Annotated in this window: 21 protein-coding genes; 18 read left to right on the top strand and 3 right to left on the bottom strand. The window is 43.6% G+C overall.

Features of this window, described 5'->3' with window-relative positions:
* The first annotated feature begins 21 nt into the window (after positions 1-21).
* Genes secF through B5D40_RS00175 form a run of 3 tightly spaced genes read left to right on the top strand, consistent with a single transcriptional unit; the run spans position 22 to position 3,748 of the window.
* Positions 22-999, top strand: coding sequence for a protein translocase subunit SecF (gene secF / locus B5D40_RS16390; protein WP_369832917.1), 978 nt, complete (start codon positions 22-24; stop codon positions 997-999).
* Between the two features lie 55 nt (positions 1,000-1,054).
* Complete coding sequence (locus B5D40_RS00180; RefSeq protein ID WP_233134290.1) at positions 1,055-2,020, top strand: magnesium transporter CorA family protein; 966 nt, start codon at positions 1,055-1,057, stop codon at positions 2,018-2,020.
* Entirely contained in the window at positions 2,021-3,748 is a 1,728-nt protein-coding gene (locus B5D40_RS00175) for a chloride channel protein (RefSeq protein ID WP_078775255.1), read from the top strand.
* A gap of 91 nt (positions 3,749-3,839) precedes the next feature.
* Here B5D40_RS00175 and B5D40_RS00170 read toward each other — a convergent pair whose 3' ends face one another.
* On the bottom strand, positions 3,840-4,799 hold the full coding sequence (locus B5D40_RS00170) for an NUDIX domain-containing protein (RefSeq protein ID WP_078775254.1): 960 nt from the start codon (positions 4,797-4,799) through the stop codon (positions 3,840-3,842).
* A gap of 8 nt (positions 4,800-4,807) precedes the next feature.
* Complete coding sequence (rpe, locus tag B5D40_RS00165; protein WP_073301865.1) at positions 4,808-5,455, bottom strand: ribulose-phosphate 3-epimerase; 648 nt, start codon at positions 5,453-5,455, stop codon at positions 4,808-4,810.
* 188 nt (positions 5,456-5,643) lie between these two features.
* On the opposite strand from rpe, the gene B5D40_RS00160 reads away from it, so the two are divergent.
* From B5D40_RS00160 to B5D40_RS00090, 15 genes are all read left to right on the top strand, one after another.
* Positions 5,644-6,078, top strand: coding sequence for a glycogen-binding domain-containing protein (locus B5D40_RS00160; RefSeq protein WP_078775253.1), 435 nt, complete (start codon positions 5,644-5,646; stop codon positions 6,076-6,078).
* Entirely contained in the window at positions 6,071-7,333 is a 1,263-nt protein-coding gene (gene lysA, locus B5D40_RS00155; protein ID WP_078775252.1) for a diaminopimelate decarboxylase, read from the top strand. The genes B5D40_RS00160 and lysA overlap by 8 nt, the downstream gene beginning before the upstream one ends.
* A gap of 320 nt (positions 7,334-7,653) precedes the next feature.
* Positions 7,654-7,929, top strand: coding sequence for a phosphopantetheine-binding protein (locus B5D40_RS00150; RefSeq protein ID WP_073301869.1), 276 nt, complete (start codon positions 7,654-7,656; stop codon positions 7,927-7,929).
* A gap of 4 nt (positions 7,930-7,933) precedes the next feature.
* Complete coding sequence (locus tag B5D40_RS00145) at positions 7,934-8,191, top strand: acyl carrier protein (protein ID WP_078775251.1); 258 nt, start codon at positions 7,934-7,936, stop codon at positions 8,189-8,191.
* 284 nt (positions 8,192-8,475) lie between these two features.
* Positions 8,476-10,485, top strand: a complete 2,010-nt coding sequence (locus B5D40_RS00140; protein WP_158222147.1) for an ApeI family dehydratase — start codon at positions 8,476-8,478, stop codon at positions 10,483-10,485.
* On the top strand, positions 10,485-11,231 hold the full coding sequence (locus tag B5D40_RS00135; protein ID WP_078775249.1) for a glycosyltransferase family 2 protein: 747 nt from the start codon (positions 10,485-10,487) through the stop codon (positions 11,229-11,231). The genes B5D40_RS00140 and B5D40_RS00135 overlap by 1 nt, the downstream gene beginning before the upstream one ends.
* 3 nt (positions 11,232-11,234) lie before the next feature.
* Positions 11,235-12,197, top strand: a complete 963-nt coding sequence (locus B5D40_RS00130) for an LpxL/LpxP family acyltransferase (RefSeq protein WP_078775248.1) — start codon at positions 11,235-11,237, stop codon at positions 12,195-12,197.
* A complete protein-coding gene (locus tag B5D40_RS00125) occupies positions 12,194-12,631 on the top strand; it encodes an acyl-CoA thioesterase (RefSeq protein WP_073301877.1) in 438 nt (145 codons plus the stop codon). The genes B5D40_RS00130 and B5D40_RS00125 overlap by 4 nt, the downstream gene beginning before the upstream one ends.
* Positions 12,624-13,220: a LolA family protein gene (locus tag B5D40_RS00120; RefSeq protein ID WP_158222146.1), complete on the top strand. Its 597-nt coding sequence runs from the start codon at positions 12,624-12,626 to the stop codon at positions 13,218-13,220. The genes B5D40_RS00125 and B5D40_RS00120 overlap by 8 nt, the downstream gene beginning before the upstream one ends.
* Entirely contained in the window at positions 13,195-15,489 is a 2,295-nt protein-coding gene (locus B5D40_RS00115) for an MMPL family transporter (RefSeq protein ID WP_078775246.1), read from the top strand. Before B5D40_RS00120 ends, B5D40_RS00115 begins: the two co-directional genes overlap by 26 nt.
* Positions 15,490-15,528: 39 nt before the next feature.
* On the top strand, positions 15,529-16,125 hold the full coding sequence (locus B5D40_RS00110) for a DUF3261 domain-containing protein (protein WP_078775245.1): 597 nt from the start codon (positions 15,529-15,531) through the stop codon (positions 16,123-16,125).
* On the top strand, positions 16,122-17,303 hold the full coding sequence (locus tag B5D40_RS00105; RefSeq protein ID WP_073301884.1) for a beta-ketoacyl synthase N-terminal-like domain-containing protein: 1,182 nt from the start codon (positions 16,122-16,124) through the stop codon (positions 17,301-17,303). The genes B5D40_RS00110 and B5D40_RS00105 overlap by 4 nt, the downstream gene beginning before the upstream one ends.
* Positions 17,300-17,761 (top strand): hotdog family protein, encoded by a 462-nt coding sequence (locus B5D40_RS00100; RefSeq protein WP_073301886.1) that lies wholly within the window; start codon positions 17,300-17,302, stop codon positions 17,759-17,761. Before B5D40_RS00105 ends, B5D40_RS00100 begins: the two co-directional genes overlap by 4 nt.
* On the top strand, positions 17,762-18,481 hold the full coding sequence (gene fabG, locus B5D40_RS00095; protein WP_078775244.1) for a 3-oxoacyl-ACP reductase FabG: 720 nt from the start codon (positions 17,762-17,764) through the stop codon (positions 18,479-18,481). It abuts the gene before it with no gap.
* Complete coding sequence (locus tag B5D40_RS00090; RefSeq protein WP_078775243.1) at positions 18,478-19,704, top strand: beta-ketoacyl-ACP synthase; 1,227 nt, start codon at positions 18,478-18,480, stop codon at positions 19,702-19,704. The genes fabG and B5D40_RS00090 overlap by 4 nt, the downstream gene beginning before the upstream one ends.
* A 36-nt stretch (positions 19,705-19,740) precedes the next feature.
* Here B5D40_RS00090 and B5D40_RS00085 read toward each other — a convergent pair whose 3' ends face one another.
* Positions 19,741-20,337, bottom strand: coding sequence for a lysophospholipid acyltransferase family protein (locus B5D40_RS00085; RefSeq protein ID WP_158222145.1), 597 nt, complete (start codon positions 20,335-20,337; stop codon positions 19,741-19,743).
* Positions 20,338-20,368: the final 31 nt, after the last annotated feature.

The raw sequence follows: 20,368 nt of genomic DNA, 5'->3' as shown, positions 1-20,368 counted from the left end.
ATGATTGGCATTGCCGGTTCGATGTTTACGGCCCTTACCGTTACCCGCGCTATTTTCGACTTGAAGCTTGCCAAGCAGGATACGAACGCGATTTCGATTGGAGCGGGTTTTGCCGCTTTGAACCGGGCGCATTTGCCAATTACGAGCAAGGCAAAAGTTTTTGTGTCGATTTCTGCGATTTGTGTGATTATCGCTCTCGCCTTTTCCGTATTCAAAGGATTTAATTTCAGCATCGACTTTACTGGTGGAACCGTCTTCCGGGTGCAATACAACGACGCCGAAGATCATCTGAAAGATTTGAACGCTGTACTCGCCAAATTCAATGTGACCGATGGAACGGTTCGCACCATGGGCGCAACATCTTTGCAAAACACCTATGAAGTTTCTGTAAAGAGCGAACAAGGCGCAGATGTGATTAAGGCCATTGATTCCGACGAACGCGTGCAGATTCTTTCTCAAGATGAAGTCGGAGCAACCATCGGTGAAGAATTGCGATTCAATGCGATTCTTTCCGTTTTCCTTGCTTGGCTTGCCATTTGTCTGTATGTCTGGTTCCGCTTTGGTAAACTCGGCCTTGGCTTTGGCTTGGGTGCGGTGTTGGGACTTGTGCACGATACTGTTCTCACCGTCGGCTTTGTATCGCTTTTGGGACTTTCCGTGGACGGAGCTATGGTTGCTGCTTTCCTGACGATGATCGGTTACTCGGTAAACGACACGATTGTTAACTATGACCGCATTCGCGAAAATGTGAAACTCCACGGAGGATCGGATTTTGCGAAAACCGTCGATGCTTCTGTTTCTCAAAGTTTCAGCCGTACAGTGATTACTTCGCTTTCGACGTTGTTTGTCTGTGTGATTCTAGCCGTTATGGGCGGTTCTTCCATTCGTGACTTCGGCCTTGTGATGACGTTCGGCGCCATTGTCGGCACCTATTCCTCGGTGTTTATCTGCGCGCCATTCGTCGTCTGGTTCAACAAACACGTTCGTCGTCTTGTGTAATTTTTACAAATAATTCACCCAAAGGCCTAGGCATTGTCCTAGGTCTTTTTTATTTTTGGTTCGTAAAATTGTAGGCGTTCATAATACAAGAGAGGCTTTTATGCTCAAGTATTATAAAATTGAGAATGGCCGCATCACGAAAGCTTCGGATGAAGATTCCGCGGACATCGTGCTGATGGGTAGCCCTAGCCAGGAGCAACGGGGTGCCCTTGTAAAAAAATATGAAATCGCCGAACATACAATAGCTTCTGCATTCGATAACGATGAACTTTCCCGTATCGAATACGACGACGATTTTACGACTATCGTTTTTAAAAAACCCCGCAATTATACATCCGAAGATTATTTTGAATTCCGCGTAGAATCTTTCGGTATCTTCTTGTTTGAAGATTGGGTTTTGCTCCTTTCCGATGCCGAAATTCCCTTGATGGATTCCCGGCGTTTTTCAAAGATAGACTCGCTGAATACCTTTGTCATTAAGCTTCTCAACTATTCCGTCTATCACTTTAACGAACATTTGAAGATTATGAACCGGATAAACGAGGAACTCGAAGACAAATTGCAAAATTCGCTGGACAATCGATATTTGCAATACATGTTCACGTTGAACAAGGGCCTTATTTATTACGTCAGTGCACTCAATTCTAACGAAGCGTTGCTCAAAAAATTGCAGATGGGGCGTGGAATGCAATTCAGCGAAAATGAACGGGAACTTTTAGACGACGTGGTCATTGAAAACCGCCAGAGTTTGCAGCAGGCAGAAATCTACGCCAACATTCTTGCTTCCTTGATGGATGCGCGGGCAAGCGTCGTCAATAACAGCATGAATGTGCTGATGAGAACGCTGAACATTGTCACCATTGCCATTACGCTCCCGACTTTTGTGGCAAGTATTTTTGGCATGAATGTAAAATTTCCTTTTGGGCTTGGTGAAAACAATCCGTATTCGTTCTGGATTATCATAGCGATATTTGTCCTTTCTGTCGCCGGGGTGCTTTTCGTTTGGCGAAAACGCAAATAAATGAAAAAAATTTCGCGCCTATTCATTATCAATTCTTACATTCCCAAGATGCTTCTTGCAGCGTTTATCGGTTTGGTTACCGGATGCGTCGCTGTCATTTTCCGCTGGAGTCTAGAAACGACAACTCGATTTGTTCGCGATACGTTTTCGGGCTATGCTTTATTCCTGGCTCCAGCCATCGGCGGTCTGCTGGTCGGCATTTTGCTCTTTGTGATAACCAAAACGCCGGAAGCGGCAGGGCAGGGGACTGACCGGTCCATTTACGCATTCCATCACCGCGGTCGGGCGTTGCGAAAAAGGGTCGCGCCTGTAAAATTATTAGCGAGTGCAATTACTCTTGGCAGCGGAGGCAGTGCGGGGTTTGAAGGCCCCGTTTCCCAAATCGGCTCTGGCATCGCTTCGACGATTTGCCGTTTTTTCAAAATGACCCGCGCTGTGCGTCGGCAATTCGGGCTTGCGGGAATGGCGGCGGGCTTGGGTTCCATTTTCAAGGCGCCTTTGGCAGGAGCATTGACTTCCGTAGAAATTCTTTATCGCGAAGATTTTGAAAGCAGTGCTTTTTGGACATCCATTATCGCTTCCGTAGTCGGGTTCTCGGTTTATTCCAGCGTTTTCGGAACCGCTCCAACTTTTAGCGTCCCCGAATTTTCCTTTGTAAACGTTCCAACCCTTTTTTGTTGTGCGCTGCTGGGGCTTCTTTGCGTGCCGGCATCGTATCTATATGCAAAAATCTATTATAAAGTCGAAGATTTTTTTTCATCATGGCAAATTCCCAACTGGGCAAAGCCCGCTGTGGGCGGAATCCTTTGCGGACTCGTCGCTTTGCTTTTTCCGCAGGCGATGGGAGGCACTTGGGACTATGTGGAAAACATGACTCGTCTGGTGGATTCGGAACATTCGCCTTCGGTTTTCTTTTTGCTGGGGCTTGTTGTCGCTAAAATTTTGGCGACTTCTTTTACCGTCGGCAGCGGTGGAGCGGGCGGCGTTTTTGGTCCCTCTCTTTTTCTGGGTGGAGTATTGGGAGCTGCTTTCGCTGTGTCCGTAGAAACTTTAGCACCTGGGCTTTTGCAAAAACCGGGCGCCATGGCGTTGGTTGGTATGGGAGCTTTTTTTGCCGGAGCGACAAAGGCACCGTTGGCTGGTGTGGTCATGGTTTGCGAAATGACGGGCAGTTATCAACTATTGCCCGGGATTATGCTGGCCGCTGTTGTGCATGTCGCATTCAGCCGAAAATGGGGGATTTACCGGAGCCAAGTTTTGAACAAATTCACGTCTCCAGCGCATCGGTTGGAAATGGATCCGGATTTGCTGCGAACCATCTCTGTAGAGTCGGTGATGCAGGCTTCCCGTGTGTTATGCCTGAATGCCAAAAAAACAATTCACGAGGCGGAGCATGATATCAACACGTTCAATGTCCTATTTCCAGATTCTGCGGTGACGCATACTTATCCGGTTTACGATGGCGATGAATACTTGGGCATTCTGGATTGGAGTCTCGTCTTGCGCAATATCGTTTCCATTGAAGGCAGTGCCGACGTCTTGTTGGTTTCTGATTGTATTACACATTCTCCGCTTCTGCCCATCAGCGCGGATTTGCACAGTGCTATGAAATTTATGCTTAAGCATTCCATGAATGAAGTTTATGTCAAAAATTCCAAAGGCGAAATTGTCGGAACGATTTCTGCGGCAACAATCCTAAGCGCATACGATCGAGTTGTGCGGGAATAAAGTAGTGTTGCATTAAATCAGGAAATTTTATCCAGATTTCTTGCAGACAAAAGAATTATCGTACTAAAAATTTTTGGGGCTAGCGTTGCCATTACTCGTGCTTTTTCCCACTCATAAATTCTATGTCCATGCGAAAAACGCCTGTTTTGCTAATGGCGCGTTCTATATAGGCTTCACCTTCTTTTTGGTATTCGGGAGAGTATTTTTTGAGAAGCAGACGCAATCCGGTTTCAGGATTTTCCGCTGGGCGAATACGACCAAAAACGATGCAACTTTCAAAAGTGGTGCTAAATTTTTCAGGATGTATTTGTGAATTCCGCACAACGGTAAAGCACGCTTTGGAATGATTGCAAATGCTTTTCGCTTTTTCTCCGGCATTCTTTGCGCCGTGAAACCAGATATGTTCTCCGTCAAAAGCGTAATTGATGGGTACGCCGTAGGGATAGCCCAAAGAGTTTTCTATCGCCAAAACGCCGTATTCGTTTGTGCGTAAAATTTCTAACGTTTCTTGATGGGAAAGAGCCCTTTCTTGGCGGCGCATCGGTGGAAAATCCGGCAAAGACCCGTAAGAAAAATCTTCTGCTTTTACAGGGATTCCATTTAACAAAGCTTCAATCAGTTCATTTCCTTTATACGTCAATTTGAGTGAAAAGAATGGCGACCCCCTGTCTAAAAGCGTTAAAAAAATACGGTCACCATCCCAATGAGGAAGACTCGCGAATTTCTCTTTGGGAATCCATTCAAGAACGCCTTCGTCACAAGTTTTCAATTCTCCTGTAAATTGCGTCGCGCGGAACAAATGCATAAATTCGGTTTCATCCATGCCGTCGCTCAAGAATGTGACAATTCCGCAATATTTCAAATCGGTGAGTTCCAAACCCGTTTCTTCTCGAGCTTCTCGCCGGACGCAATCTTCAGGGCTTTCGCCCTCTTCAAATTTTCCCCCGATGCCAATCCACTTATCGTGATTGATATCGTTTTGCTTCTTTACTCGATGGAGCAACAAATAAGCTCCGTTCTGTTCGATATAGCAAAGGGTCGTGTTCAGCATAAAAATGCTTACCTCACTTTTTCGACGAATTTTTTGCAAGTCGTTTCTGGAGAATCCGTTTTAAAAATGGCACTGCCGACAACAAAAATATTTGCTCCAGCTTTTTTGGCATCCAAGATATTGTCGAGCTTGATTCCACCGTCAATTTCAATATCCAAATTCGGTTTCATTTCTCTCAACTTCCGAATTTTGTCCAGACAATAGGGAATTAAACTTTGACCGCCAAAACCCGGATTCACCGACATGACAAGAACCATATCGACTAAATCCAGAATCCATTGGATGTTTTCAATGGGAGTCGCTGGATTGATGCTCACCGCGGGCTTTGCGCCAAGTTCGCGAATCCGGTTTAAAATCCTATCCAAATGCCAAGTGGATTCAGCTTGAACGGTGATATAGTGAGATCCAATTCGAGCGAACTCTTCGACGAATAATTCAGGATTGCTTATCATCAAATGGCAATCCAGCGGGAGAGTTGTCGCTTTACCGATAAGAGCGGAAATTCCCGGGCCAAAACTGATGTTCGGAACAAAATGTCCATCCATAATGTCAAGATGAACAAGTCCTGCTCCTCCTTTTTCAATGGCGGTTATTTCATCTTTCAAATTCAGAAAGTTGGCGTTGAGGACACTCGGGGCAATAATCGAATTATTCATTTGAATTTAATACTCATTAAAAATGAAACGGTATTTCAAAAATAGACAAAATTGCGTCTGAAGAAAGCGTTTTTCGCGAACGATACCAACTTAAAAAGCGTCAAAAGGCACTCGCCTTGCCGCTGGGGTCTTGGGAAAAGACATTTTATTTGTTATTATTTGTTAACAACGAAAAAGGAGGTTGATCGATGTCAACTACGAAGAAAACCACAAAAGCGCAAACGGCGAAAAAATCCGTTCCGGCAAAAAGCGCAGAAAAGAAATCTGCTCCGGTAAAGAGCGCGGTGAAGAAAGTTTCCACAACAAAGAAAGCCGTTGCCGAAAAGAAGACGACGCCTGTAAAAAAATCGGCACCGAAAGCCACAAAGTCGGTTTTGCAAGAAGTTGTATTCAATGTGTATTCTCCCGATTCCAAATCTGTTGAAGTCGCCGGCGAATTCAACAATTGGGCTCCTGCTAAAATGAAAAAAGACGAACAAGGTGTGTGGTCCCTCAAGAAAAAACTCGCTTCGGGAACCTATCAATATAAATTCGTTTTTGACGGCAGCTGGGAAATTGACCAAGCCAATCCGGATCGCGTTCCTGACGGTCAGGGTGGCGAAAACAGCGTGAAGAATGTCTGATTGTCTTTTTTCAGATAAAATAATCCGAGAGGGTGTCGCAAATTACGGCACCCCTTTTTGGCTTTATGACCAGGCGACAATCGAAAAGCGCGTTCAGGAACTCAAGTGCTTCGATACCATTCGCTTTGCTCAAAAAGCGTGCCCCAACCTTTCCATTCTTTCGCTAATTCGAAAATGCGGAGCTGTTGTCGATGCGGTAAGTGCCGGAGAAATCGTGCGCGCTCTGCGAGCCGGATTCAAAGGCGGTGAGAGTGACAAGCAAGTGCCTCAAATTGTTTATACCGCCGATATTTTTGATCGGGATGCTATTGAACTCGTCAAAAAACACAAGATTCATGTGAATGTCGGATCCGCGGACATGATTCAGCAACTGGCCGATGCGGGAGTTCGTTCAAACATCACTCTTCGTCTCAATCCCGGCTTTGGCCATGGGCATTCTCAAAAAACAAATACCGGAGGCCCGCTTTCCAAACACGGTGTCTGGTATTCGCAAATTAAAGATTGCCTAAAGCTCGCTCAATCCAATGGGATGTGGATTACGGGACTGCATATGCATATCGGCAGCGGATCGGACTTTGAACATCTTTCCAAAGTTTGTGATGCGATGCGAGATGCGTCAAGACATCTGGGTTCACATTTGCGAGTCATTTCTGCAGGCGGAGGACTTCCCATTCCGTACAAAGAAACGGAAAAGAATAACCGCATTGATGTAAAAGCCTATTATGATTTGTGGAACAAAACCCGCAAAGATATTGCGCAATCCATAGGACATGATCTGGCTCTTGAAGTGGAACCTGGGCGTTATCTGGTTGCAGAAAGTGCTGTTCTGGTTGCCGAAATTCGCGCCGTCAAAAAGCAGGCCGACAATCTGTTTTATTTGGTAGATGCCGGATTTAACGATCTTGTGCGTCCTTCTTTTTATGGTTCTTACCATGCTATTTCCATTGTCTCTTCGGACGGCAGGAATTTGGGAGAGGCTCAAGATGCCATCGTTGCTGGACCTCTATGCGAATCGGGAGATGTGTTCACTCAAGAAGAGGGAGGATTTGTCGTATCCCGAAAATTGCCCGAAGCCAAAGTCGGAGATTTTCTGGTTTTGCATGATACGGGTGCTTACGGAAGTGCGATGTCGAGCAATTATAACAGCCGCCGTTACGCTCCGGAAATTCTATTTTCCAACGGTGAATTGAAATTGATTCGGGAACGTCAAACTTTTGACCAGTTGATGGAAAACGAAAAAATCGTAACCCTGTAGCGGATAAGTCCTGTTATTTTCTTTCGTTCAGAATTTATATTCTGAACGTTTTTTTGTTGATGTCGATGATAACTCGATCAGCCGCCTCTAAAAATTCATTTTCAAAATTTTTGGGAAATAGAAAGCTCCGTATGCTAACGATTTTTCACTTGAACTGCTATTTCCCGTATGAAAAAATCGTACCTAAAAGTTTTATTGCGCAATTTGCCTGAAAAATTTATCAAAATAGCGAATTCGCGTCTTTACATCTGTTATAAATATTTTCCAGAATAGGGATGTTTATGAATTTTGCTATCTTTTAAATTACTTTTGGAGATTTTATGTCTGAATTAAATATGCAGATAAAAGAAGTGCTCATCAAGTCGTTGGAGTTAGAAGATATAACTCCTCAAGACATTGATGACGACGCTCCGCTCTTTGGATTGAATAAAGAGGGAAAGGGGCTTGGACTCGACAGCATTGACGCGCTGGAACTGGGCATCGCCATTAAAGATAATTTCGGTGTTACCTTTTCTACGGTGAATGAAGAAACCCGTCGGCATTTTGCGTCGATCAATGCGCTTGCTTCCTACATTTCGGCAAATAAAAAGGATTGATGTTATGGACAAACAGCAGATTTACGAAAAAATTCGCAACGCTTTAGTAAATGATTTTGAAATGGACGCTGCGAAAGTCGTTCCGGAAGCTCGCCTTTATGAAGACCTGAATCTCGACAGCATCGATGCCGTGGATTTGATTGTTAAACTGAAACAATATATTCCCAGAAATGTAGATCCCGAAGTGTTCAAGCAAATGCGCACTCTACAAGATGTTGTCGATGGCGTTTACGAATTGACGCAAGAAACAAAAGACAAGTAATGAACTTCTTTGTCGGCAGGATATTTTTCGCCATCGTATTGGTTCTTTATCCTGTGCTCATTTTTTGCGCTCTCCGTTTTGGGGAATTTTCCCCGCGTAAACTGGCATTGCTATTGCTGCTTTTAGTGGCTCTTCGTATTTTTTTATTTGCTCAGCACAAACATCCAAGCATTCCTGTAAAAGAAATCGGTTTCACCACCATTCTGTTGTTATGTGGGATATTGACGTTTTCTTTAGACAATGCAAAATTTCTTCTATTCTATCCCGTCTTGGTAAATAGCGGGATGCTTTGTCTTTTTGGAGCAACTCTTTTTTCTAAAACGAATCTCGTATTTCGACTGGCGACTTTTGCGGACAAGCGAATTCTCCGTATTGCTGACCGAATTCCCATAGAGCGTTATTGTCAAAAAGTCACCATCGTCTGGTGTATTTTTTTTTGCATAAACGGAGCCATCGCCCTTTGGACCGTTCTTGCCTCCGATGAAAAATGGTGGGCTCTTTATAACGGTTTTATTTCCTATATTTTGATGGGAATCCTTTTTGCCGTAGAATATGGAGTGCGAAAAATGAAACAAGGCTCATTGCAATCTTACATCTCGTTCTCCCAAATACAGGCGAATTCTCGACCGGACGATTCTGTCGTGTGCTTTCGCGGTTCCGGCCTGTCATCTGTATGCAAAACATGGAAGATGTTCAAAGAAGACGTTTCCAAATTGCGAGGTGCCATTTCACAGGAATCTTACGATTCTTGGATTTTAAATGTTGAAGATACCTACCACCTACTCGTTGCTATCTTTGCGCTTTTTCAAAGTCAAAAGAAAATTTTGTTTACGGCTAATCGGCAGAAGGAATTTATTCGAGAAATTCGGAAGCCGAATGTCGGATTTTTAAACGATGCCGGCGAAGAAAATTCTTTGCAAATCCCGCAAGTGCTGGAACGGTTTTCCGCTCAAATTCCTTGGCAAACCTTTAATGCGCAAAAAGCGCAGGCGGCACTCTATACTTCTGGCACGACGGGCGTTCCTAAAGAAATTCCAAAAACCGCAGCTCAATTTGAAAATGAAGCCGATGCTCTCGCTGGCAGATTTGCGTCCTCTTTTTCTCATTGTAACTTTTATTCGACGGTAAATCACCATCATATTTACGGACTCGCTTTCTCGGTTTTTGTTCCGTTTTCCGCAGGACTTCCTATTCGTCAAACGCGATTTGAATTTCCCGAAGAGCTGGAACAAATTTTAGCAGATCCCGCAGTAATTGTGGCAAGTCCCGCATTTTTAAAACGTTTGGTTGCCAATCGAACCAAGCTGGCCTTTAAGAAAAAACCGTTTTGGCTGTCGGCGGGCGGAGTGCTTCCCGATGAAGTCGCCCATCAAGTCGAAGAGCTTTCGGGAAATGGAGTGCAAGAAATTTATGGTTGCACAGAAGCCGGTGCCATAGCGACTCGCCGCATTCAAATTACTCCTTTATGGACACCGATTCCGACAAATCAAATCACGCTGGAAGAGGATGGACGTTTGAAAATACTTTCTTCCTATACGGAGCCAGAAGGGTTTGTTACAGGCGATTTGGGAAAAATAGAATCGGACGGAACTTTCTCGCTGCTCGGCAGAGCGGATTCCATTGTGAAAATTGAAGAAAAGCGCATATCGCTTTTGGAGGTGGAAAACCGTTTGCGCGAAACCAAGTTGGTCCGAGATGTGCGAGTTGTTCCGATGGCGGGAAAGCGTCAATTTCTGGCAGCTGCTCTGGTTTTAAACGAAACGGGAACGTTAAAGTTTGCGGAAACGCCCAAAAAAGAAATCAATGCCTATTTTCGCAATTACCTGTCCAATTTCCTAGAGAATACGGTGACTCCCAAAAAGTGGCGCTACTTGGAAGAATTGCCGCAAGATGTGATGGGAAAAGTGAAAACGCGCGACATTCAAAAGCTGTTCGCTTTGCCAGAAGACCCGAATTTCAAAATACTCCGTTTCTTTCAAAACGGTAATCGGCTGGCGGTTAAAATTGTCGTGCCAAATACAAGCGATTATTATGATGGGCATTTTCCTCATTTCAAATTATTGCCTGCAGTCGTTCAAATCGATTTGGCGTTGCGATTTTTTCGCGCGTTTTTCCAACTGCCCAGCGAAATAGATCGCATTTCTCGAACGAAATTTACAAGTCCTATTCTCCCAGATACACCTATTACTTTTGAAGAATCGTATTCTCCGGAATTGGGAAAGATGTCATTTCGGATCGCCAATGGAGAAACGGTTCACGCTTCGGGATCGATTCTTTTGAAAAAGGCTCCATAATGGAATTCAAACCTTGCGCTGTGATACCCATCTTTCGCCACACCGATGCGGTGCGTCCGGTGATACAAAAATTATTGGCGCAGAATCTTCCCATTATTTTGGTGGATGACGGAAATTCCGCTGAAGAATTGCAGATACTACAAAAAATCGCCCAAAGCGATTCTCGAATTTCCTTGATATCGCTTGCGAAAAACGGAGGCAAAGGAGCCGCTGTTTGTGCCGGGCTTCGAGAAGCTTATCGTACCGGATATTCTCACGCATTGCAAATCGACGCCGATGGGCAACATAATCCCGAAGCCATTCCGTTCTTTTTAAAAGCTTCTCAAAAGCATTTGGATTGTCTTGTCGGCGGTTTCCCTCAATATGACGATTCTGCTCCCAAAGGGCGAAAAATCGGTCGTAAAATCACGAATTTTTGGGTGTCGATAGAGACGCTTTCTTTTGCTGTTCCCGACGCCATGTGCGGCTTTCGCGTGTACCCGCTTTGGCTCACCGAACCGATTTTGAAGCAGATTCAAACATTCCGAATGGGTTTTGATATTGAAATTCTGGTGCGGCTTTCTTGGGCGGGAGTCCGTATGTATTTTTATCCCATCCAAGTAATTTATCCCAAAGACGGCGTATCCAATTTTCGAATGTGGCGAGACAACGTAGAAATTTCCCGCTTACATACACGACTTTGTTTTGGAATGCTTCTCCGATTGCCTAAATTACTAAAGCGCAAAAGTGCAAGAGGCAAAAAGTAAATAATGGCAAACGAACATTGGTTTCAAATAAAGGAAACGGAGAATGCCGAATGGAAGTTTCAGTTTATGCTTTGGGCAGCCATTCACTTGCCTCTGAAATGGATAGAATGTTTTGCCGCAGTCATCGTCTTCTTTTTTTATTTGGGAGCATCTCCCGTCCGAAAACGTTCTCGCCTTTACTTGGAACACGTATTTGCCATGCGAAATCAAAAAGTTCCGCATTTTGCTGTGTATCGTCACATATTGGCGTTTGCTTTGTCGATGGTGGAAAAAATTCGAGGTTGGGCGGGCAAAATAAATTTGTCGGAATTGGAAACGCAAAACGATGATGTTAATAAACTTATCGAATCTTTGGATTCTGGAGAAGGCGCATTTGTTTTGTGTTCGCATTTGGGAAACATTGAGGCTATACGTTCCTTGACGGGATTTCGCAAAGAACATACCCATCGCATTTTTCAGGTTTTCCCTGTTGTTGATTTTTCGGGAACCCGAAAGTTCAATACGATTCTGCACAAATTAAATCCATCGTTGATGAAGAACGCTTTTGATGCCAATACAATCGGCCCCGATTCCGTAATCGCTATGCATGAAAAAATCGTTTCAGGAAATCTGATAGCTATTGCCGGGGACAGAACGTCGTCTCATTTTGAAAAACGCCAAATTTCCTTGCCGTTTTTAGGAGAAAACGCAGCATTTCCCGAAGGCGCATTCACTCTTGCCTGTGTTTTAAAAGCTCCCGTGTACTTTATTTTTGCTTTTCGTAAAAAAGATTTAGATATCACGTCGCCCTATGAATTTCACGTTATTCATTCGTCCGTAACTTGGACGGGAAAGCGTTCGGAACAAAAAAAGAAAATCGCGGAATTGGCTGCCGAATTTACTTCGCATCTAGAACGCTTCTGTTTGCAGCATCCATATCAGTGGTATAATTTTTACAATTTTTGGTCAAAAGGAGAATTGTCGTGAACTCCAGAACAATCACAGCAAGTGCCGAAATACAGATTCAATTTTACGATTTGGATCCGATGAATGTCGCTTGGCACGGCAATTATGTAAAATATATGGAAACAGCGCGTTGCGCTCTTTTGGATAAAATCCATTATGATTATTTTGAAATGGAAAAAGCGGGTTATGTTTGGCCCGTTGTGCAGCTGCATATCAAATACATTCGACCGCTTCGTTTTATGCAAAAGGTCCGCATAGAAGCGACCCTTGTCGAATACGACGTTTGCTTAAAAATCCGCTATCGTTTCATGGATGTAGAAACTGGCAAAGTCATCACCAAAGCGGAAAGTACTCAAATGGCGGTAAATCTTAAAACGCATGAATCCATGATTGGTTCTCCGCGCGATTTTGTAGAGCGAATTGAAAAATATCTCGCCGAGAATGAAAATGGTTAAAATATATTTCACGATTTTTCTTTTTTGGAGTGGAATTCTTTTTGCAAAAGATTCTTTATGGGATTCTCCTGCCGATTTTAACTCGCCCGCATTTGCGGAAATTGTACAAACTCTTTCTTCTGTAAAAAAACAAGAAGGTTCCTTTATTCAAAAACGGATTGTACAAAAAATTCAACGCGTCTTTGAATCTTCGGGCACTTTTTTAATTTCTGGCAAAAACGGCATTATTTTGAATGTCGAAAAACCCTTTGCGTCACGTTCTGAAATCTCCAAAGAAAAAATGATCCAGGTTTTTCCGGACGGCACCTCTGTGGAAATGAATGCGGCGAATAATGCAGTTTTTCGCGAAATCGCAGCATCCGTTCAAGCGATTTTTAATGGCAATTTAGAATCGCTTCAGCAAAAATTCGATATTTATTTTGTCACTCAAAAGAAAAAATGGATAATCGGCTTGCGCCCCAAAGAAAAAATGATTCAAAAAGCGCTGGCTTCCATTTTGTTGGAAGGTCAAAAGAATCTTGAAAAAGTAGAAATGCTTGATGGAGAAGGAAATATTTTAAGCTATGAATTCAGAAATTCCGCAAAGTAAGAAACAAATTTTTCATATCGGCCTGTGGGCGATTTTACACATCGCTTTGATTGTTGCTGTTGTCTTGGCATATCCTTGGAAAATTGATAAGAGCTTGTATTCCGTATTGCCAAAATCCGATATAAGCCAAGAGTTTCAAAACGCAGAATCGGAATTTTCTTCGCGTTCAGCGACGCAGCTGCTCCTGTTTGTCGGCGATTCTGATTTTTCCGTAGCCAAGGCTGCAGCAAATGAAATCGGGAAAATGCTTTCGGAAAGCCAACAGATCGAATCGGCTACGTGGCTCATCGACAGCAATTCTCTAGGAGAACTCTCAGAATTCTTTTATAAAAATCGTTTTGCCTTGCAAGACCCGTCTTTGCTGCAAATGAGCGATTCCGCTCGAGCAAATTATCTGTATCATCGGGCGCTTTCCCGAACCTTCGGAGCTCTTCCTACAAGTTCACTGAGCCACCTGCAAGAAGATCCCTATTTATTGTCTCAAAATGCGCAGGAACGGCTTCTTTTTAAAAATCCTTTACTTTCCGGAAATCTCTCGTTGCGTGAAGGAATGCTGACTGTCGAAGATTCAGGAAAAACTTATGTACTTGTAAACGCAAAAATGCTTCAGAATGCCTCGGATATGGCGTCCGACGGACACATTATTTCTCTGCTAGAAGATAAAATGGCTCTGTTGCAAAAGGCTCACCCGAACCTATCATTTGAATGTTCAGGGGTTCCATTTCATAGCTACTCCAGTTCCCAAAAAGCCCAAAGAGAAGTCGCTTGGATTTCTGGTATTTCTGGGGTTGCGGTGCTGCTGTTGCTTCTTTTAGCCTTCCGCTCTCCTCTTCCGATTCTTTCCATTTTAGTTTCAATTGTCGTAGCCATTCTTGCGGCAATTGGTGCGACTTTGGCGACATTCCATGAAATTCATATTTTCACTTTTGTCTTTGGCACAAGCGTTATCGGAGTGAGCATCGATTACGCGCTGCATCATTTTGCCGATAGGAACTTTCAAATCAAAAGTATTCTACTCGGATTTATGACAACGGAACTGAGTTACATCGCTTTGATGATCGTGAACTTTCCCGTACTTCGGCAGATGGCATTTTTTTCAATGGTCGGCTTGGCAAGTGCCTTGCTTTCCGTTCTTCTAATATTCCCCATTATTTCTCGGAAACTAGAAAAGCGAAATCAAAATCCTCCTGTAATAATTCAACTCGCTTTAAAGGGATATTCTAAAGCGGAATCCATTCCTCGAAAGGTACGTTATATTGTTTTCGCAGTTCTTTTAGGACTCCTGCTTCCTGGATTTTTTAAACTAAATCTGCAAACAGATCTTCGCACGTTATACAAAATTGCTCCGGATTTAGAAAAAAGTGAAATCAAAATAGCGAAGTGGATGAACTCGGGAATTTCTCCGCATTATTTTATCGTGCGAGGCAATTCTATTGAAGACGTTTTACAGAAAGAAGAGAATCTAAAAGAACGCCTTTGGACCGCGCAAAAAGATTCTCTTATCGAATCGGTTTTAGCTTTTTCCGATTTCGCTCCGTCAGCTCATCGCCAACGGCAACTGGATTCCGCTTTGCGGCGTTCCCTTCCCATTCGTTATGCCGCTTTGAAAAAAGCAATGAAAATTCCCAAAAGGCAACAGCTGGAATATCCTGCTATTCAAACCGATTTAGAAAAACAACTGCCGCAACAATTTGAAAATTTCCGAGATATGTTGTGGATTGGCCAATTGGATAGTTCTTATTACAGTGCGGTTTTGCCTTTGCATGCAACAAAAGAATTTTGTGCAGACTCATTTGCCAGTCCTGACGAGGGAATTTATGCGGTCAATAAAATGGAAACGGTGAATCACGCTTTAACAGAACTTTCCATGACGGCTTTAGCTCTAGTCGCTTTTGCCTATTTTTCTGTATTTTTTATTCTGTCATTCGTCTATACCTGGAAAGATTCTCTACGAATTGTACGGGCACCGATACTAGCTTGCCTATTTACCATGTCGATGTTTGGCTATATGGAGATTCCCGTTAATTTCTTTGCTATCACAGGACTGATTCTCGTTTTAGGCATTGGCATTGACTATTCGCTTTTTTTCAAAGAAGCTGGCGATGATTTAAATTCAACGGCATTTGCTGTGATTTTATCGACGCTGACGACATTGATTTCTTTTGGAACCCTTGCCTTAAGCAGCTTTGCGCCCGTGTCTATTTTGGGGCTTACCGTATTACTCGGCATTTCCGCAAGCTTGTGCCTTTCTCCTTTTGCGAGGAAATAGCAATTGCCATCGGCCAACAATTTTTTAAGTTTTTATCTGATGCGTTTATGGCGAACTATTTTCTGCTGTGCTCTTCTTTTTGTGGTATGCGGACTCATTTCCTGCACGACTCGTTCTGCGCATTTGGCGACAAAAATTTATTATTCCGATTCGCACTTTGCCCATTTGATTCTTCCAAAATTTTCAAATATATCCATAGAAGAAAATCAGCAGATGACCGGTTCTTATGGCGATAAGAAATTTTCGGGAAATTCTTGGATGCTATTGAATGATTCCCTCATTCATGTAATGCTTTTCAGTTCCATGGGAAATGTTATTGCAGAATTAATTTATACACAAGATTCCGTCTTTTTTAACAGCCGCTGGATAGATTCCGATAAAGTCAAAGCCGAATATGTAATAGCTGACGTTCAATTTTGCTACTATCCTGCCAAAATTCTTTCTGAAAATTTTCAAAAAGCAGGTCTGCATTTTAGAGAATCGCAAGAAGGCTCAAGTTTGCGGCGATCGCTATCTGACGGAAAATCGGAAATTCTTGTTATGGAAAAATCCAAAGGGAGAATCCGATTTGAAAATAAAATTCGAAATTATCGTTATCAAATCGAATCCGAAAATCAGGAGGAAAGAAATCCATGAATCCTCTTTACATCAAAGATTTTGCCGCCGTTTGTGCTTTGGGAGCGGACAAAAAGTCTATTTGGGACGCTTTGAAAAACGGAATACCCCCGCAATTTATCCAAAAAGAATACTGCGGAAAAAAACGCTATGTCGCAGAAATCCCGCAAAGCAAACTTCCTCATACGGCGGATTCTTTCTACGATAATCACGTCAATCGACTTTCTGAAAAAGCATTGGTTTCTTTGGAAAGTTCCGTTGCCGAATGGATTCAGAAATGGGGAGCGCATCGAATTGGCGTATTCCTCGGTTCCAGCGATAACGGCTCCGAATCGTCCCTTTCCGCTTTAGCATTTTTTCAAAGTAATGGAAAATACCCAGACGGTTATTTATTGAAAAAACAACAGGCTGATTTTGCCGCAGAATATGTGGCCAAACGGTTTGGGATTACAGGCCCGATATTTACCCATTCGTCCGCTTGCGCTTCCAGTGCAAGTGCATTTGTTTCCGCCAGAAATTGGATTGAAGCGGGCTTTTGTGATGCCGCAATTGTCGGCGGGGTGGATATTCAAACGCAAACCGTTGTTCTTGGATTTGATTCTTTAGAAGCGGTTTCCGCAACGCCATCTATTCCGTTCAGCAGGAATCGCTCTGGACTTACCATTGGTGACGCCGCTGCTTTTTTCTTGGTCTCTCGGGAAGCGAATTCGTCTCCATTTCAAATTCTCGGCATGGGCGAAAGTTCCGACGCGGATCATGTTACTGCCCCAAGAGCCGATGGCGAAGGCGCCGTGCAAGCTATTCTAAAAGCGTTGAAAGACGCTCAAATTTCAGCAAAAGATGTGGATTATATCAATTTGCATGGGACGGGAACAAAACTAAACGATGCTATGGAAAGCGTTGCAGTTCATCGTGTTTTCGGTGATAATACGAAATCGAGTTCTACCAAGGGATTGACCGGTCACACTTTAGGCGCATCGGGAGCGCTGGAAGCGGCATTTTGCTGCCTTGCTCTTTCAGACGAAAATCCGAATCGGGAATTGCCTGTACATTATTTTGACGGTGAACGAGATTTGTCCATACCCCAGATTCATCTGGTTTCTTTAGGGGAACGTGCCGAAAAACTCAATATTTGCATGAGCAACTCTTTTGGTTTTGGCGGTTGCAATGTATCTTTGGTTTTGGCGAGGAACGCATGACCGAATTTGATTCTCGAGAAAAAATAGCGCAATTAGTGCCGCATAAAGGAAAAATGAATTTGCTCGATCGAGTCGTTTTTTACGATTTGTCGCAAGCGGTTGCTGAGACGGAAGTGGATATTTCCGAAAAGACAATGTTTTACGACGAAAATTTTGGCGGCGTTCCTGTATGGATTGCTTTTGAATATATGGCGCAAAGTATAGCCGCATTGAATGGTATTGCCAATAGAGAAAAAAATTCGTCTCAAGTTGGCTTCATTTTAAGCGTGACAAATTTTAAAGCGGAAGAAAACGTATTTCTTGCCAAATCCGTCGTACGTATTTGGATAAAGCAAATTGCGCAAATGGACAAAGCGATTACATTTGAAGGAAAAGCGTCTGTCGGTGATAAATTATTTGCAACGGCTACAATCAATACGATTGCCGTGGACAATCCGCAAAAAATGGGAGGAATATAAATGGAAAACGGAAAACGCGTTCTTGTGACGGGAGCCAGTGGCGGCATTGGTTTTGCCATTGTACAGGCTGCGTTGTCAGCAGGCTATCAGGTTACGGCGCATTACAACAGCCATGCGGATTCTTTAAAAAATCTCGCCGAACAAAATAAAGAAAATTTGCATCTTCTGCAATTTAATGTAACGGATCGAGAAAATTGTAAATCCGTACTGGAAAAAGATGTTGCCGAAAAAGGAACGTATTACGGAGTTGTTCTTTCTTCGGGTATTTGCCGAGATGCCGCATTCCCCGCCATGACCGACGATTATTGGGACAGCGTCCTCAACGTGAATTTGAACGGCTTTTACAATGTCTTGCATCCGCTGGTCATGCCGATGTGTCGGAAAAGACAAGGACGAATTATTTCCATTGCTTCGGTTTCTGGAGTTATTGGAAATCGAGGACAAGTCAATTACAGTGCAAGCAAAGGCGGAATTATCGCTGCCAGCAAAGCTTTAGCCGTTGAATTGGCTAGTCGAAATATCACCGTAAATAGCATTGCTCCTGGAGTTATTGAAACCGAAATGATTAAAGATGCCCCGGTTGATATGATTTTGCCAGCCATTCCCATGCACCGTGTTGGCAAACCGGAAGAAGTTGCTGCAACAGTTCTCTTTTTGCTTTCGGAAGGAGCTTCCTATATTACACGGCAAGTCATTTCTGTAAATGGAGGTTTGGCATGAAACGTCGAGTTGTGGTTACAGGTGGGGCAAGCATTTCTCCGCTCGGAATGGATGACGATGAAATTTTTGAACGGCTCCATTTGCTGAAAAATTGCACGATTCGAATGCCTGGCTGGGATGTTTACAAACAAATCAATACACGATTGGCCGCTCCCATTCCATTTTCTCTTCCGGAATTTCCTCGAAAGAAAATGCGGGGGATGGGGCGCGTTGCTCACATGGCAGTAGCCACTGCGGAAAAAGCTTTGCTCCTTGCGGGTTACGATCTGAATGATCCGGAACTTAAAGCTGGACGTATCGGCGTTTCATTCGGATCTTCCATGGGAAATTTTGACGCTATCAAAGAATTTATGTCCATGCTTATCCATAACGATTCGTCGAACATTACGGCAACCAGTTACATTCGCTGTATGCCGCAAACTTGCGCGGTCAATATCAGCGTTCTTTTGGGACTTACCGGACGTCTTGTTACGACAAATACCGCTTGCACGGCGGGAAGCCTTTCTATCGGATACGCCTATGAAATGATTATGCACGGTGAACAGGATGTTATGATTGCTGGCGGAGCCGAAGAATTAAATCCGACGGGTTCTGCTGTTTTTGATATTCTATTTGCGACAAGTGTTAAAAACGACTCTCCAGAAATCACGCCGGCTTCTTATGACAGAGATCGGGACGGTCTTGTCATCGGCGAGGGCGCAGGCTCTTTAATTCTTGAAGAATACGAGCACGCTAAAGCTCGCGGCGCGCATATCTATGCGGAAGTTGTCGGTTTCGGAACCAACACGGACGGCAATCATCTAACGCAGCCCAAAAAAGAAACGATGCAAATCGCATTGGAAATGGCGATGAAAAATGCGGGCGTTTATCCGCAGCAAATCGGCTACGTTAGCGGACACGGCACGGCGACCAAATTCGGCGACACCGCAGAAACTCAAGCGACTTTTGGGGCCTTGCAAGGAAGGGCCGCTCCTATTAGCAGTTTAAAAAGTTACATCGGCCATTCTTTAGGGGCCTGTGGTGCTATTGAAGCTTGGCTCGGCATTCAAATGATGAATCGAAAATGGTTCCATCCAAATTTGAATCTGAAAAATATCGATCCAGCGTGTGCGCCTTTAGATTATATCATGGGCGACGGGAGAGAAATGGATATTGAATATTTTATGTCGAACAACTTCGCTTTCGGAGGAATCAACACCTCTTTGATTTTCAAAAGAATGTAGTGCGCGCACGAAAGAGACAGCCTTTCTTTTTATTCTTCACGTTTCTTTTTCGGGATCTCGATTTCTACAAAGTTCCAAAACGTTTTGCATTTCTTTTGTCAGCAATTCCACCGCAGCTGGTTTCGAATGCTCTTCAAATTTTCCGGGAAAAATAGGAAGAAGCAAATCCAGATTATAATGGTATCGTTCTGAAGGGTGAAAACGGAAAAACGCATCGTTCTTCCGAATGCCGATTTTTTCATTTCCGCCGATGTAAATAGGCAGGGCGCATCTTCCGGAATGAATCGCAAAACGTGCTGCTCCCTTTTTAAAATGCAAAGGTTCTCCCGATTTTGTACGCGTCCCCTCCGGAAAAATAATCAGAGATTCCCCTTCGTTCATGCCAATTCTTGCCCGTTCCAACTGTTCTTCAAAAGGGAGCGTATTGGGAATAAAAAGTGCGCTGACAACGGTGTTCACAAAAGGCGTTTTTGCAAGAGAACCTTTGACAATGCAATTGGCGTTGGGAATAATGGAAAATAGGATGACGACATCCAAAAAAGAAGGATGGTTGGCCACAATAACGCAAGGGCGAAAATTTTGAAAACGTTCCTTGTGCTCAACATGAACGGTTAAAATTCCCAGCAGTTTCATTTCTAAAACGAAGAGTTGAAAAAATCGGAAA

Source organism: Fibrobacter intestinalis (genome assembly GCF_900167415.1).
Taxonomy (GTDB): domain Bacteria; phylum Fibrobacterota; class Fibrobacteria; order Fibrobacterales; family Fibrobacteraceae; genus Hallerella; species Hallerella intestinalis.
This window is presented reverse-complemented; position numbering and strand designations above follow the sequence as displayed.